The following is a 15,114-nucleotide window of genomic DNA, read 5'->3' on the forward strand; positions in this document are numbered from 1 at the left end:
CCTGTCCAACTTGTTGTGTTCTTGTTGATCTTATTCTATCAGATTGACTCTATTCTTCCATCGACCATTCGTCTTATTATATGTGGGTGATTAGTCTCATTAATATTTTGTCTAGTAATGGGTATTAGGTACTCATTTGAACGGGACCTTAATACTAACCTTAGTCCCTTTGCCGATCTCTGATGAAACGGTAACTTGGCCATTAAGCAAATTCATTCGTTCTCTCATTCCGAGCAATCCAAAACTTTCGCTCCCAGCTGTTTCAGCAGAGTTAAAGCCAGCACCATCATCTTCAACTACTGCTGAAACAAAACCAGGTCTAAATTCGATTATAACTTTAACACTTGATGCTTTAGCATGTTTTTCAATATTGTTAAGTGCTTCTTGAATAACTCTAAAAAGTCCTATCTCTACATGGGAATCAAGCCTTTTTTCTTCGCCCAGTATTCTTATCTCACCATGTACATTTGCCCTTTCCTTCAAGCTATCTAGAAACCTCTTTAATGTTGGAACTAGTCCTAAGTCATCCAGAGCCATAGGCCTTAAATCAAAAATAATCTTGCGGGTCTCTTTCAGACAGCCTCGAACCTGTTCACGTAAATCTCTAAGTTCACCCTTTGCCCGGTCAATATCAATATCTATTAAACGTTCGCAAACCTCGGCTCTGAATACCACATTGGCCATAAGCTGTGCCGGCCCATCGTGGATTTCCCTAGCTACTCGGCGGCGTTCCTCTTCCTGAGCTTTTATTATTTTCGCTCCAAATATTTGACTTTGCTGTAACGATTCAATCTGGTTTACGACCCCGCCCATTTGATTACCTAAATAGCCCAAAACTACACCGACCTGAGACACTAGGCCCTCGGCTTTCTCTACAGTATTTTTGAGCTGCTTTAGCCTTATTTCCAGTTCATCACGTTGACGTCGCAGATTTTGTTCTTGCTCTCGAGCAACTGCCAATTCAATCTGAAGATTCTTGGCCTCATCATAACAATCTTTTATATCTTCTTCTTTATATACGCGGAAATTTCGGCTAACTTCCATCAGTCTCAAGCGCGCCCGACGCTCTTTTTTCTCTAGCTCGTCCACTAAGAAAATGACGTTAATGGTTTCTTGTTTTACCTTTTCAACGTCTTTTTTAACATTTTCCATTTCATTTCGAGCTGCCTCATATATCTCGAAAATTTGCGTTTTGCTTTTTTCAACAGCCGATAGAGTATTCTTTATTATTTTATCCAATGCTTTTAAATCTAAATCAGCCATATTTCCACCTTAATAAGTTTTCATCAAAATTCGCTCTTTTCTGAGTTATACCTGCTAAAAGTATAACGGAAATTAAAGGAAGAGGGCAATAGCCCTCTAATTAAACCTCAATATCTACAATCTTTCTTATCAAAACTATTCCTATTAACTGACTGAACACAGCAGCAGCAATCATTGCTTTACCAATTGGATCTGTGAACAATACTCCCATATAGCCTGGATTTACAAATGAAATTAGTATACCAACGGCAATTGGCAGCAAGCTTATTACTATGCCAGATGCCCGGCCTTGTGCAGTAAGTGTTTTTATCTGGCCTTTTATCTTAACTCGTTCTCTAATAGTATTGGATATATTATCTAATATTTCAGCTAGATTGCCACCAACCTGCCGTTGAATTAGCACAGCAGTTATCACCAAATCCAAGTCTTCGCTATTTACTCTCTTTGCTAAATTATTAAGTGATTCTTCTGTTGTTACGCCTAAACTCATTTCCTTCAGTACCCGTGCAAATTCTTCACCGATAGGTTTAGGCATTTCTTTAGATACCATTTCGATTGACTGCATAAAACTATATCCTGTACGCAGTGAATTAGCAACTAAAATTAAAGCATCACCTAATTGGCTGTTAAAGGCTCTAACCCTGCGCTCTATTTTCAATTTCAAAATAATGATTGGGGCTATATAACCCAAAATGCCTCCTAGTAATCCTAATAGCAGTTTACCACCTGATAAAACAGACAACATTACTGCTCCAAGAAAACCAACTGCTAGGCAAATAACTAAAAACTCTGCCCCACGCATAGGCACGCCTGCCTGAACAAGTTTATGCTCAATTTGCCGGGACCACTGCGGTATTTCAACATATCTGCCAAACCGCCTAATCAATACCCGCCATTCATCGGCTTTAGCTACTGATGGGTTATTATTTATAACAGTTTCGAAACCTGTACGTTCTATATAGCGGCCAATCCGATCCTTAACAAGCTTCTTATCATTATTAGAATAGCTATAGACGATATAGAAAACAACTGCTAGCGTAGTGCAAGATGTAATTGCTATTAATAATAGCATAAAATATCCTCCTATCCAAACAGACGCTTAAGCCGTTCGACTACGCTCTTAGGTGCTGGTTTTTCCTGTTTCCAACCGCCAGCCGCAATTGATCTGGCAAGTTCAAAAATCCCCTGTCCTATTGGAGTATTTGGATGGCTTATGACAAAAGGAATTCCTTTATTTACGGAAGGTACTACCGTTTTGCCTTCACTAGGAAGAGTAGCGGCAAAAGTGCAATGGAGACTTTCCTCTACTTCGTGTGGTTCCATTCCACCCTCAGAGTTCGCCCTATTTAGTATAACTTTTACTTTATTATCCGAGTAATTTAGTGATTCCATAATCTCTAAGCATAGTTTTATATTTTTAATCGTAGGCAAATCCATCGAGGAAACGACTAATATCTGGTCGGCAGCATCTAGAACAGTAAGCATTGTATCATTAAATGCAGGAGCCGTGTCTACGATGATATAATCAAACATCTGACGCATAACTTTTAAAATTTCAGACAGATTACTGCCATTAATTGTATCAGCCTGCTCAGGGCGGAAAGGGGCTGGCAACACCTGTAAATTTTCATTGTACGGAGTTAGGTATCCCTCCATCAAAGCTTCATCAAGATGCTCGATATCTTTTACTAAATCGGCTATTGTAGCCTGAGGCAAGAGATTTAGAAACAAAGCAACGTCACCAAATTGTAAATCACCATCAATAAGACCGACTTTTGCACCAGTCTTTTCCGCCAGGGCAACCGCTAAATTAGTAGCTATTGTCGTCTTACCTACTCCACCTTTGGTACTAAAAACCGTTATGACTTTCCCTAGTTCTTTGGCCTGAAGTTGTGTTCTACTGACATTTTTACGCTTTTGTTCTAGATTGTTGACCTGCTTGACCGCATTAAGTAATTCATCGCCAGTAAAGGGCTTTACAAGATAGTTCTTGGCCCCAGCAACCATGGCCCTGCGAAAATACTCAGGTTCACCTTGGACACTCATAATTATAATGCTCGAATTTGGCACTTCGCCACTTATAATTTCGGTTGCAGTAATGCCGTCCATACCTGGCATGTTTATATCCATTAAGATTATATCTGGATTAACTTGCTTCGCTAAAGTAATTGCCTCTTCCGCTGTTGCGGCCTGCCCAACAGCAATAACCTCGGGATGGAACGCCATCAATTTATCAATGTTTTCCCGGGTATCCGCTACATCATCAGCGATCAACACCCTTATTTTTTCCGCCATTGTTAGCTCCTCCCCATGGATTCTCCTTAGAAAACTCATGCATCTCAGTAGTCAATTGAGGTAAATATTCAGCTGGATCAACAATTGTTGGGGTAATTAATATTATAAGTTCGGTCTCATTTCTGGTAAAGGATTTACTTTGGAATAATTTACCGAGCACAGGTAAATCCCCTAGAAATGGCACTTTGGTTACGTCTTGAGCTGTTTCATGAGCAATAAGACCACCAATTGCCATGGTTTGACCTGAGGATAGAGCAATAGCTGTCTCAGCTTTACGCATTTTTATCGGCGGTATTTTAAGATCGCCAACACCTTGTATACTCTTTGTCGAATTCCAGTCAAGCGAGCTAACTTCGGCTTTGATTCTACTGTTAATTAGCCCTTCATTATTAACTTCTGGTTCAATGTCGAGCTTGATACCATACTCTTTCCACTCAAATGTTATTTTATTATCATCCCAAGCGATTGGAACGGGAATTTCTCCGCCTATCATAATGTTAGCCTTTTCCCCGCTTAATGTAATCATATTGGGCTGGGATAAAATCTTAGCTGAGCCATCACGAACTAAAAGTCTCAGCTCAGAGTGTATGTTAGCATAAAAAGATCCTAGATTTTGCCGCTGCCCAAATAAAAATGATCCTGGCGAAGAGTATGGATCATTACCCCATTTTAGACCTATGTTCTTTAGCTTCTCCCGATCAATTTCAATTACCTGTGCCTCAATTTTGACTTGTACTGGTTTAGTAAGCTCTAGAAGGTTTACAACCTTTTCACCATACGCCTCCGCAACCTTTTCGGCACGGTTTTTCTGGTAACGGTCATTGACAGTACCTTCAAGGATGATAGTTTTGCCTACTTTACTAACACGTATATCGTTATAGCCCAGAATATTCTTAATTTCATTAGCAATTGGTAAGTCATCTGCAGCAACTTCTACCAAGTAACTCTGACGATTACCTGCCGACCATATATGTAAAGTGGTCATACCAGGAGCTTTGCCTACTAGCAGTATTTCATTACTTGATACCACTAAAACATCGGCTATTTCTGGATTCGCAATTGCTACTCTTTCAACTCCATAGTAATTAAGAACTCTTGATTGGCTCACAGCCACAGCTAACTTTCCTTCCGCTAGCGCAGGCGAAATATTTATAGATATAAAACATAACATCATCATTATGAAAACAATAATACGTTTAAAATTCATAAGTTTGTCCTACCTCTCTCAAATCTAGTAATCTTTAATCTAAAGGGACTGTTTCGACCTTTGTACCTCGAATCATTTTAATCCCTGAATTATCACTAGCTGGAGGCTTAGGACTTTCATAAACAGGTGGATGTATGAAATTTGGTGTGGGACTAGACGGATTAGTATTCACTGGTGATGAATGTGATCCAACCATCTCAGTAGGCGTAATTGTACTTGTAACAGCTATCCCATTGATAGGCAGATAAGGGCGCAACGCTAGGCGAATCTTGCCTTTCTCATCAGCCAAAGTTATTCTAGCTGCTTCGTCAGGAGAGACTGCAAGCGTTACAGTAGTTGCTTTAACAGGCTCTTTGGTCTCAGATTTATTTGCAGTTTGAGTTACGCCTTCTTCAGCATCACGATTCGAAGCTAATACCAAAATATTCTGCAGCAGAAGTTGGCTTACATTATCTCCTATTGTTCCAGCATCAAACGTTACAACTATATCAACGTAATCTCCTGGCTTAACAAATCCCGCAACTCCGGTGATTTCATTAACGGCCACAGTTAATGCTCGTTTATCCCGAGGAATAACCCCCGTAAAACCAACTGCCTTACCCTCAAATACTAAGCGGCGCTCGGTAACCTGTTCGCCAGCCAGCACTCTTTCTCTTGAAACAATTCCTATTACTTTATTAATGTCTGTAACCGCTCCTGGTTGAAGATATTCGACTGGAACTATAGTCTCCTGAACCATTTCGGCTGTAATCCTAGTTTTAGGTGGTATCTCCGCTTTGGCAACTATTACTGGTATTCCTGTTACCTCTTTGTTTGCCGTACTCTTTAAATAGTTATATATCAATAACGAAGTAACTAAACTAAGAACTAAGGCAATACCTAATAAGCCTTTGTTGGTTAACTTTGCCACTAAAGGTCCCCCCCGCCTCAATATCTGGTACATTAATTGTACTTCAACGACGGGATATTCTCATCAGACTACTGCCTTATAGCTATCCAAGTTGTGGTCATAATTTTATAGGACAAAGGCACTATTCAACTATAGCAAAATCCATTCTATAGCTATTAAATAAATCCTGCCGATTTGTAGTTATCCACATATAATATTTGTATATATCCCGTAAAATGGGGATTTATTATAACTTTATCCACAATTGTGAGCATAATGTTAATAACTTTGTGGATAACCTTGTGTAAAATTACTTTTCACAAGGTAGTTTCATTCTTTCGATAAAAAAACAGAATGTACTAATCCGTACATTCTGTTTATCCTGAATAGCGTTTATAATGTTCTGTTGCTAGTAGCAGCAGCTAGAGGAATGGTTTCAATTTCTTGTTTAACATCTTCCCAAACTATCCGGGTTGTTTTGGCAAACCCGTTAAAAACAGTAGCTGATGCAGAGGTATATGAACCACAGTTAGGAACTAGGATTATATCATCCATTTCTAAAGGAACTGTCATTTTATCTCGGAACATAACATCTAGCGAGTCGCAGCTTGGTCCAGCGAAAGTTGCCGGAATTTTTTCAACATCCGGCTTAAAGGTTAGAAGCTCAAAATCCCAGTGATCAAAAATAACACCTGAGAATGTACCATATAAGCCATCATCTAGGAAATACCATTGCTGACTATTGCGATGCTGTGTTCCAATTACTCTTGTAATCAGATTTACCGTAGTACCGCAAATAAAACGCCCCGGCTCAGCCCAAATTTCAATATCGGAAAAATTCTTTTCGAGCATTTCCCTTATAGTCCGAGTTATTGCCAAAGCATCAACTTCAGTATCAATAGCCGGTATCGGGAAACCACCGCCAATATCTAAAATACGAAGTTTAAAACCTTCTTTAGCAGCATCATCAAAAAGTCTTCGGCAGATATTTATTGCATCAACATAAGCATCAGCACTTAAAGACTGACTGCCAACATGGAAACATAAACCTGCAACGTCAAGCCCTTGTTCCCTAGCTATTTTAAGAAGGCGAAGTGCATCGTCAGGATGTGCCCCAAATTTTTTATTAAGATCAACCAAAGCCTTAGGGTTATCCACTCTTACTCTTAAGAGAACTGTCCCTCCCGGTATTGCTTTGGCCATTTTATAGATTTCACTTTCACTATCAAAGGTAAATTTATATACACCCGTACGTTTTGCAACAGCTAGTCCGTTGTGGGTTTTGAAAGGATTTGCATAGACCATGCGATCTGGAGCTATTCCAAGTTCAGTCAAAGCCAGCATCTCACCATCGGATGCTACATCAAAACAAGAACCAAGGTCAGCTAACGTACGAACTATTCGCTCATCTGGATTAGCTTTAACAGCATAATAGATTTTAACTCCCGGCAGGTTCTCCGTAAGAAATCTATAATTATGCTCAATTTGTTCTAATGACAACACCAAAAGCGGTGTGCCATATTTTTCTGCTAAGGTTTCAACCGCAGACTGTGTGAGTTTAAAGATCTTTTCCATATCCCTCTCCCCTCTTTCGTATGTCTCTTTTAGGCATGATATGATTGTAGCATAATCAGCCGAAAGTTCAAGAAAAAATCGCAAAAAACCCGATAAATTTTTCGTTAAGTGCTAAATACTCAAAATATCGCTAAATATCATGCAATATTATTCATAATCGCTTTATAATTATGAAACATGATGCATATCGAGCAGACATTATTGACTTTGAGTAATTTTTTTTGTCGATATCGACCTCTTCAATTGTGATTCTAGCGCATTTTCTAGTGCATCTATAGTGTTTTCGAGTTGCCCACACTGAATACGCTCTAAAAAATTTTTTTGAATTTTCCCTACTTGCGGACCAGCTCCAATTTTGGCAGCGATATCGCCGCCTTTTATTGCTAACTGAGCTGGAAAGAACGGCAAGGCTGATAAAACAGAAAAAACTAATTCTTCAAGATCATTAAACCTGCAATTAAGCTTATGCCGTGTTGCCAGACCATCCGCACGATATAGTTGGAACAGCTCCTCTACAGCTTCTTTGAATTGCTCAAACTGGCTAAACTCTTTAGAACGTCTGCGCAGCCACTTGACCACAGACTTTATTTCCGGCTGTGGCCCATGCATATGATTAGCTATCAGCCAAGTTACTCTTTCAGCTACTATTCGGTCGACTTTCAGCCTTTTAAGCATAACTGAGGCCATTAGAGCCCCTGCTTTATCATGACCATGGTCTGTTGGTTCACCATACTCGTTCGTCCCTCGTATACCCGCACAGCCTTTTGCTATATCATGCAAAAGTGCTGCCCAGCGCAGCGTTAATTTTTGGGGGATAGTTTCTACTGCATTAATAACATGGCGCCAAGTATCTAAATGATGATAGCGCGAGTTTTGTGGAAGCTCATATAGATGGCTAAGCTCTGGCATAATTGGGACATATATATCGCTATTTGCTTCGCGTGAACGGCATTCCTGATTTAAAAGTCCTGAGGTTAACATTAAGTTGAGCCCGCGGCCAGCATATTTAGTTAATAGAGTTTTTTCAATTTCGTTTCTTACCCTCTCAACAGATAACCCGCGCACTCTATATAGATTAGCAACCATCGCAGGGAAGATAGCCTTATCCATCGCAAACCCTAATTGTGCTGAAAATCGTGCGGCGCGAAACATTCTTAATGCATCCTCGGCAAATCTAAGATGTGGATCGCCAACAGATTTAATTATACCCATTCTGAGATCATTTAGTCCGCCAAACAAATCTATCAAGTCGCCATAAACGTCAAGGCACAATGTATTAATAGTAAAATCTCGCCTTGCCAAATCTTCTTCAAGCAAGGCTCCAAATTCAACCTTTGTTGGACGATGACTATCCTCACCATATTCTTCACGGCGAAAAGTAGTTACATCATAAGGCTTGCCATCGACTATGACCATGACACTGCCAAAGGCCGCCCCAACTAATTCGGTTTTCCAGCCTTGTTTTGCCGCTATCCCCAAAATCTCTTTTGGTTGAGCATTTGTACATATGTCAATATCACTGTGGGTTATTCCAAGCATAAGATCCCTTACTGCTCCGCCAACTACATATGCTTTATAGCCACTATTTATAAATGACTGAAGTATTAAACGTGCATGCTTAATTTTACTCACCCCGCCTACGTTTTATATAGTATATTTTCCCATGAATATCTAGGTAATATCAAGAGATAATATAAAATGTAAAGGGTTCGTAATGGTTGAGCCAAGATTAGTGTCGGATCTTATAAGGTTCGGCATTAGTCGGCCAAAGATTAATATCGGGTCCCTGGCTCGGTATTAGTCGGCGGGAAGATGACTATGTGTCTTGTTAGGCTGTACAGCAGCCGCTGCTAAAGTGGTTGTTGTATGGTCGAAGCAGGATGCATAGTTGTCGAGCTAAGACTGTTAGGGGTTTTGGAGAAGAATACAGTAAGGCTGTATTCTTGGGTCTATTGTAGTCGAAAGATTGCAGTAGGTTCGGCAGGTATCCCTGGTAGTCGAGCAAAGGTCAGTGGTGGTTGTGTAATGCTTGTTGGTAGTCGAAAGATTGCTTATAGGTGTGTAATGATCATTATTGGCTGTAGCGTAAATCATTACGGGCTCTTTGTGAAAGTTGTAATTCCTGCGGCAGGGCAAGTTCTCTGCCGCTGAATTATTTAAACGAGGGAGCTGAAACTTAGATGAGTTTTCAATTATTAGACCTAGCGCCTGGATTTTGTGCCTCAGCCTATCATAATGGTAAGGAAACCGAAGTGTGCTTATCCAACTACAGCGGTAAGTGGCTAATATTGTTCTTTTACGCCTCAGATTTTAGCTTTGTCTGACCAACCGAATTAGCGGCAGTTGCCGACAATTATGAACAGATAACTAATTTATCAGCTAACGTCCTAGCAATAAGTACTGATAGTGTACTCGCTCACAAAGTGTTTCACGATATTTCCCCTAGCGCTAGTAAAATTACATATCCTATGCTTTCAGACCGAAATGCCTTAATTGCTGAAACCTACGGCGTTAAAACTAAAGATGGTACAGCTAATCGCGCTACTTTTCTTATAGATCCCTCAGGCCGTATCCGCTACTACGAAATATATCCTCTTGAGGTTGGCCGTAATATTCCGGAAGTTATTCGACTTATTCAGGCTCTTAAGTATGCCGAAGCAACAAACGAGGGCGTGCCCTCTGGCTGGCATCCTGGAATGCCTGGTATAAAAGCTGAGCTTTCCAAGGCAGGCCAGTACTAATTAAAGTGAGTATATAAAAATTGAAGCCTCTACATTAGAGGCTTCAATTTTTATAAAATTAGATTGGATAGCAAGGCCGTGGATAGCAATTACGCCGAGGATAGCAGCTGAATTGACGTGGATAGCAGCCAAAAAGCCGAGGGCGACAGCCGAATTGACGAGGGTAGCAGCCAAATTGGCGCGGAAAACAGAAGCGACGAGGATAGCAACCAAAGCCGCCGAAACCGCCAAATCCTAAACCTAATATAACTTGTCGATCTTCTTGTCGCCAGTCTTCCTCTTCAGATAAATCCTCGTCGTCATCCCAATCTTCAATTTCTGGCTCTCCCCATTTTGGCTTTCTAAAGTCCTCCATTTGGGCACCTTCCTTTCAGTTATACAGGGATCTAATCCCTTGCTACATAATATTCTTATATAGCAACAACTGCCACTGAAAGCAGGTCCTTTTATGTAGCCAGCAACATCCTATTTAATTATGGTGAAAAATAGCTTGTATATTGTATAGTTATAGTCGATAAATTTATTAAATTATTAGTAGCATGCATTATAATCGGTGTCCATAGAGACTGACTGCATTTGAAGATATAGCCTAACAGCCAACTAAAGCCTGTCAAATATATTAGGCCATTAGCTATATCACTAATTGCTAAGTTATCAGCTATCCATGATGGAAAGTGTATAAGCACAAAAAAGATTGTCACTAGAATGTTAGCAATGTTAAAACTCGTAGATTCCATTAGTTTTTGCATGAGAAATCCACGGAAGAATACTTCTTCAACTATGCTTGCTATGACTACAATACTTAATATATCTTTTAACTCCCATTGATAATAAAAAGTTCCCTCCCCCTGAAAATGAATCTTTGCGGCAATGATAGTTATTAGAATTGCTGAAAGTACACTTCCCCAAAGATAGCCAGAAATCAACCTACTTTTATCTAGCTTTAAGAACTCCACAACTTTTCTATTATCAACATATCTTATATACATATAAACAGGAAGAATTGTACCTGCAGTAAATAATCCTGGTACAGAATAATTTACTGTCGCCCAGACTACGATAAATATCCAAAAGTATAATAAAAGGTAGATTTTGCAGCTTAAATATACTATAAGCTTTTTCCAGCATTCCATAAGCTAAGTCCTCCAAATGAAGATCTCATGCTTATCTTATGCCAAGCTTCCAATTTTTATTTATTTAGTCACAAAGGGTCTATTAATCATGTATAAAGCCGCAGAAGTTTCTGCGGCATAGTGGACCACAAGTTATTCTCTTATATCCCTTTAGGACCCGCTTTTTTCAGCTTCTTTTCCTGGTCTGACTTTATAAATTGTGACGCTTTGCTAGCTCCAGTACTAACTTTACCAGTAGTTTCGCCAGAATTTTTCATAAAATCACCTCCTCCTTTATAGTTTTTCCCGATGTTGTATTAGTAATTTGCGAAAAATAATTTAAGAGCACAGAGATACTGATTATCTTGATAAAATACACCAGATAGAAAAAGGAAACTCGACTGCACTTTATAGCAGTCGAGTTTCCTTAAGGTTTTATTCATGTGCCTTTTGTTTTCTTTTCTTAGTCCATTGCCAGAACACCACTAAGGTTAGAATCCCTGCTCCGATCATATCTGTGAAAGATCCAGGGTCTACTAGTAATATACCGCCTACAAAGAACAGTATCCGTTCTATAAAGTTAGCTTTAGTCATAAAGAAACCAATCATGGCTGCACCTATGCCAATCATGCCTATTAGCGCAGTACAAGTAGCGTATATCAAAGTGCCTGCTGTTGCATTAATCATTAATAAAGTAGGTGAAAAGACAAAAATATATGGTATTAAAAAGGCTGCAATTGCTAATTTCGATGCATTAACGCCGGTTTTTAGCGCATTACCTCCGCTCACTGCTGCTCCGGCATAAGCTGCAAGCGCTACCGGCGGCGTAACGTCCGCGATTATTCCGAAATAGAATACAAAGAGATGTGCGGCTAATATAGGTATTCCCATCTGTTCAAGAGCAGGTGCCGCAATAGTTGATGTAATTACATAGTTGGCTGTTGTTGGAACACCCATTCCGAGAATTATCGAAGTAATCATGGTGAAAAACATTGTCGCCAGAAGATTACCACCAGAAAGATCCAACAAGGCAGAGGCTAACTTCAGCCCAACCCCAGTTTTGGTAACAACACCAATGATTATTCCGGCTGCAGCACAAGCGACAAGTACACCTAGTACTCCTCTAGCACCGCGTTCTAAGCCTGCTACAATTTCCATCGGCTTAATTCTAGTAGATTTTCTAAGCATGGAGGCACCAATTGCCAAGAAAATTGCCCAAAGAGCAGCCTTCATTGGAGTAAATCCGGACACCAACAGATAAATTATTGCTATTAATGGTATCGCCAGATGCCCTCTTTCTTTAAGCAGCAAAGAGGCATTTGGAAGCTGATCCCTTGGTATCCCTTTTAAATTATTCTTTTTCGCCTCAAAATGAACTCCGATCCAAATGCCAGCAAAATAAAGAAACGCTGGAATGGCTGCGGCTTTTACGACTTCAATATATGGTACACCAACAAACTCGGCCATTAGGAAGGCGGCCGCTCCCATGACTGGCGGCATTAACTGTCCGCCGGTTGATGCCGCAGCCTCAACTGCACCGGCAAAATCTTTGTGGTAGCCTAGTTTTTTCATCATAGGAATGGTAAAGCTTCCTGTACCCACAACATTAGCGACCGAACTACCGGAAACAGTACCCATCAATCCACTTGATAGTACCGCAACCTTAGCCGGTCCTCCACTGGCCCAGCCTGCGATAGAATTGGCAATATCAATAAAAAACTTTCCTAAACCTGTTGTCTCTAAATATGCGCCAAATAGGATAAATAGAAAAATAAAAGTAGAAGAAACTCCTAATGGAATACCAAAAATACCTTCAGTAGTAAAAAATAGATGACCGATCAATTCGTCGACACCTAACCCCCTGTGTGCAAGAACACCAGGAGCATAAGGACCTATAAAAGCGTAGGCAAGAAAACATAATACTACTATTACAATAGGTATACCGACAACACGACGTGCTCCTTCGATTACAAGCAGTACGCCAAGAGCACCTACAAGCATATCTGTTTGCGTTACAGTACCTGCTCTCATTACAAGTTCGTTATACATCATAATTATATAAATCGGAGCTGCTGCCCCTAAAATAGCCAGCAGTAAATCAAACGGATGGAGCTTCTCTCGTGACCAACTGCGGGAAGTAGGGTATAAGATAAATATTAACGCCATACCAAAGCTTAAATGTACTGCTCTTTGTATATGGGCGTCCAAAACACCAAACATCGCCGTATATAGATGGAAAATAGAAAATGTAATCGCAATAACGGAAACCGCTAAAGCCATTAATCCTTTAAAACTTCGCGTATCGGACTCCCGATCATACTTTTTCATAATCTCATCTGCACTTAATTGCTTGCTCATATATAACCTCCTAACTATGCGATTTTTACAGCCAAGTAGAATAATAGGGAGCGACACGCAGAGAAATTAATCCCCCGCTAGGAACCATTTGATATAAAGCATATACTTTTCCCTGATAGTACATTTCGAGCTTGGCCTCGGGACCAGCCCGCAGGTTTATTATAGAAAAAGGACGATTAATATCCTCCAAGATAAATCTAGTTCCCTCTTGACGGAATTTACCCTCATCAGCTAAATAAGGTAATCCTACACCATAAGATTCGTATTCAGTAGAATTAACAACTAATTTACCTGAATTATCTATTGATATATTCTCCACAACTAGTGTTTTATGGACAGAATGGGTATATTTTAGGGTTATCCCATTATCCCGGTTAGCTGGCAGCCTTATCAGCAAGCCATCGTCAGATTGTAAAACTAGGCATGGCAATGAAATAAAATAGCCTGCACATAAGACTATCAATATTATTATTGTTAATTTCTGTGTATTCATAAAAAGCCGGGGGCCAAAATTGGCACCCGGCATTTCCCCCTTCACGGACACCTTACTAAGTTATTCCTTGAAGAATTTTTCAGCTCCGGCATTCAATTTAATAGGCATACCAGCTTTAGCGCCCTCTTTTGTTATTTGCTTTCCTACAGAGTGAGACGCTTTTATGCGGTCAAGATTGGTATAGATAGCTTTAGTAACCTTATACCCTGTATCCGCATCTAGTTTGTCTGTTGCAACTAACATAGCCATAACTGCTACTGCCGAAACATCAGCAGCTTGGTTTGGATAAGTGCTGGCTGGGATATTAACTTTAGTATAGAAAGGATATTTACTAATTAAAGCATCAGCTTTATCGGCCGTAACTGGAAGTAACACAACTTGATTTTGTGCAGCAATATCCTGAATTGCTGCAGTTGGGAATCCTGCAGTTACAAAAGCAACATCAACGTTACCATCTTTTAAACCGCTGGCAGCTTCACCGAAAGAAAGATACTGAACCTTGATATCTTGGTATGTAATACCATATGCTTCAAGTATTTGGCGAGCATTTGCCTCAGTTCCGCTTCCAGCGGCTCCAACTGCTACCCGCTTACCTTTAAGATCAGCAATAGACTTGATGCCAGTCTTATCTAGAGTAATGATTTGTATTGTTTCAGGATAAAGAGTAGCTAAGCCCACTAAATTAGGAACTTTTTTATCCTTGAACATTTCGGTTCCATTAGCTGCATAATACGTAATATCATTTTGGACGAAAGCGATATCTACTTTGCCATCCTTAAGCATATTAATATTGGCAACAGATGCTCCTGTACTTTGAGCACTAGCATTCATGCCAGGGATATTCTTATTTAGGATTTCGGCAATAGCGCCACCAAGAGGATAATACGTGCCTGCAGTACCACCTGTAGCGATGTTGATAAATTTCTTATCAGCAGGCGCCTGGCTTGTTGTACCGCCGCATCCGGCGAGTAATGCAATAGCTAAAAAGCATATAACTAAAATGGAAACAGTCTTTTTCATGCCTTTCCTCCTCAAAAATAATTTTGACTGGCAGGGTATTGCCTTCACCTCCTGGTCCCTTACCGTTATAATGTAATTACATATTTTTCTACATATGGAATTTCAATTCCTTCCGTTCGAATAAAGTATACAGAATATTTCACTCAGGAAGGACATTCCTC

At 40.0% G+C, this 15,114-nt stretch carries 14 protein-coding genes; 2 read left to right on the forward strand and 12 right to left on the reverse strand.

The window, feature by feature from the left end; all coding sequences use genetic code 11:
- Positions 1-132: 132 nt before the first annotated feature.
- From V6C17_RS06510 to V6C17_RS06540, 7 genes are all read right to left on the reverse strand, one after another.
- The gene (locus V6C17_RS06510; protein ID WP_333521739.1) at positions 133-1,263 is read right to left on the reverse strand and encodes a sensor histidine kinase; all 1,131 of its coding nucleotides are present in this window, start codon (positions 1,261-1,263) and stop codon (positions 133-135) included.
- A 100-nt stretch (positions 1,264-1,363) separates the two neighbouring features.
- Entirely contained in the window at positions 1,364-2,335 is a 972-nt protein-coding gene (locus V6C17_RS06515; protein WP_333521740.1) for a type II secretion system F family protein, read from the reverse strand.
- Between the two features lie 11 nt (positions 2,336-2,346).
- A complete protein-coding gene (locus V6C17_RS06520; RefSeq protein ID WP_333521741.1) occupies positions 2,347-3,558 on the reverse strand; it encodes a response regulator in 1,212 nt (403 codons plus the stop codon).
- Entirely contained in the window at positions 3,527-4,765 is a 1,239-nt protein-coding gene (locus tag V6C17_RS06525; RefSeq protein WP_333521742.1) for a type II and III secretion system protein family protein, read from the reverse strand. Before V6C17_RS06525 ends, V6C17_RS06520 begins: the two co-directional genes overlap by 32 nt.
- A 34-nt stretch (positions 4,766-4,799) precedes the next feature.
- Positions 4,800-5,675 carry a Flp pilus assembly protein CpaB gene (cpaB, locus tag V6C17_RS06530; RefSeq protein WP_333521743.1) on the reverse strand — a complete coding sequence of 292 codons (876 nt, stop codon included), beginning with the start codon at positions 5,673-5,675 and terminating at the stop codon, positions 4,800-4,802.
- A gap of 372 nt (positions 5,676-6,047) precedes the next feature.
- Positions 6,048-7,229, reverse strand: a complete 1,182-nt coding sequence (locus V6C17_RS06535; RefSeq protein WP_333521744.1) for a type III PLP-dependent enzyme — start codon at positions 7,227-7,229, stop codon at positions 6,048-6,050.
- 198 nt (positions 7,230-7,427) lie between these two features.
- Positions 7,428-8,861 carry a CCA tRNA nucleotidyltransferase gene (locus V6C17_RS06540; RefSeq protein WP_333521745.1) on the reverse strand — a complete coding sequence of 478 codons (1,434 nt, stop codon included), beginning with the start codon at positions 8,859-8,861 and terminating at the stop codon, positions 7,428-7,430.
- 234 nt (positions 8,862-9,095) lie between these two features.
- Between V6C17_RS06540 and V6C17_RS06545 the strand changes: the two genes are divergently transcribed.
- Positions 9,096-9,380 carry a hypothetical protein gene (locus V6C17_RS06545; RefSeq protein WP_333521746.1) on the forward strand — a complete coding sequence of 95 codons (285 nt, stop codon included), beginning with the start codon at positions 9,096-9,098 and terminating at the stop codon, positions 9,378-9,380.
- A 29-nt stretch (positions 9,381-9,409) separates the two neighbouring features.
- Entirely contained in the window at positions 9,410-9,970 is a 561-nt protein-coding gene (locus tag V6C17_RS06550; RefSeq protein ID WP_333521747.1) for a peroxiredoxin, read from the forward strand.
- A 58-nt stretch (positions 9,971-10,028) separates the two neighbouring features.
- Here the strand turns inward: V6C17_RS06550 and V6C17_RS06555 are convergent, their stop codons facing one another.
- The 5 genes from V6C17_RS06555 to V6C17_RS06575 all read right to left on the reverse strand — a co-directional run bounded on the left by V6C17_RS06555 (position 10,029) and on the right by V6C17_RS06575 (position 14,953).
- On the reverse strand, positions 10,029-10,325 hold the full coding sequence (locus V6C17_RS06555) for a hypothetical protein (protein ID WP_333521748.1): 297 nt from the start codon (positions 10,323-10,325) through the stop codon (positions 10,029-10,031).
- Positions 10,326-10,443: 118 nt separating this feature from the next.
- Positions 10,444-11,103, reverse strand: coding sequence for a CPBP family intramembrane glutamic endopeptidase (locus V6C17_RS06560; RefSeq protein WP_333521749.1), 660 nt, complete (start codon positions 11,101-11,103; stop codon positions 10,444-10,446).
- 414 nt (positions 11,104-11,517) lie between these two features.
- Positions 11,518-13,440 (reverse strand): TRAP transporter permease, encoded by a 1,923-nt coding sequence (locus tag V6C17_RS06565; RefSeq protein WP_333521750.1) that lies wholly within the window; start codon positions 13,438-13,440, stop codon positions 11,518-11,520.
- A gap of 25 nt (positions 13,441-13,465) precedes the next feature.
- Positions 13,466-13,966: a DUF1850 domain-containing protein gene (locus tag V6C17_RS06570; RefSeq protein WP_333521751.1), complete on the reverse strand. Its 501-nt coding sequence runs from the start codon at positions 13,964-13,966 to the stop codon at positions 13,466-13,468.
- A 27-nt stretch (positions 13,967-13,993) separates the two neighbouring features.
- Positions 13,994-14,953, reverse strand: coding sequence for a TAXI family TRAP transporter solute-binding subunit (locus V6C17_RS06575; protein WP_333521752.1), 960 nt, complete (start codon positions 14,951-14,953; stop codon positions 13,994-13,996).
- Between the last annotated feature and the right edge of the window lie 161 nt (positions 14,954-15,114).

It is taken from the genome of Dendrosporobacter sp. 1207_IL3150 (assembly GCF_036763085.1).
Taxonomy (GTDB): domain Bacteria; phylum Bacillota; class Negativicutes; order DSM-1736; family Dendrosporobacteraceae; genus JBAIYU01.